This is a genomic window from Vibrio bivalvicida (assembly GCF_001399455.2).
GTDB classification, from domain to species: Bacteria; Pseudomonadota; Gammaproteobacteria; order Enterobacterales; family Vibrionaceae; genus Vibrio; species Vibrio bivalvicida.
Genome location: NZ_LLEI02000080.1, coordinates 1 through 1005, shown reverse-complemented (window position 1 = coordinate 1005; position 1005 = coordinate 1). Strand labels below are relative to the sequence as shown.

The 1005-nt window shown below is 40.1% G+C and carries 1 protein-coding gene; it reads left to right on the top strand.

Features of this window, described 5'->3' with window-relative positions:
* The first annotated feature begins 129 nt into the window (after positions 1-129).
* The gene (locus tag APB76_RS19970; RefSeq protein WP_193395097.1) at positions 130-933 is read left to right on the top strand and encodes a hypothetical protein; all 804 of its coding nucleotides are present in this window, start codon (positions 130-132) and stop codon (positions 931-933) included.
* Positions 934-1005: the final 72 nt, after the last annotated feature.

The following is a 1005-nucleotide window of genomic DNA, read 5'->3' as shown; positions in this document are numbered from 1 at the left end:
AGCCGATCAGATCGTAGCTTCTTGATTTAGTTCCATCGATTTAAGCAACAAAGCCGTTGCTATTGTGAAACAAACGAGGACGCTCACCGATTCATACTTAAACTCGGAAAGTCTCTGGCAAAATATAAATTGTCACTAAACATCCAAAAGACAAAAATAGTCGAATTACCTACTCCAGACCAAGATGCGTGGGTCATTGAATTACTTTCAAGCTTGCCTAGCCGATTGAACAAAGCTCATGATGATGAGCCCAAAATAACTGCATCAGAAGCGATAACTTTTATCAATAATGCTATTACCATCAATAGGCAAACACCTGATGGCAGCGTTCTAAAGTATGCGGTGCAATTAATCATTAACTTTCTTGATGATAGAGCTCCTGAAGCGGTTTATAGCTCAGTGCTCAATTTAGCATGGCACTACCCTATCCTTATCCCATACTTAGATTCACTCCTCGACAAGTCCCATATTGTTCGGGAAGAAGTTGAAACACACCTCTGTAGACTGGTCTTAGAAAATAGTAAGCAAAGACGTTCTGATGGCATATGCTGGCCTCTATACATCATGAAGAAACATGGCATTGCGCCTTCCGAGGCCGTTATTGATTCTGTGATTGAAAGTGAGGATTGTGTTGGTCTAACAATCCTCAACTCTATGTTACAAGGCAATCAGGAAATCGTTGATTTTGCTAAAACCATAATTTCATCTCGTGATAATTACATTATCGATACATATTGGATCCTGCTTTACCAGCTATTCCGTGATGGAGATATTGAAAATGCATACGGAAATGTGAGAGTTTTCGATATCCTCTTGGATAATGATGTGAATTTTATTCCTGGAGAAGCAATAACCCAAGCGGAGCAAGAATGTGGGAGTATACTCGGCGGACTTATTTTCGATGCCATACCACCTGAAGAAGTAGAATTCTAACAAGAAAAAGGGAGCCAATTGGCTAATGCCGATCAGTTAAGCCTAAAATGATCGGTTGAACGATCCTCCAAA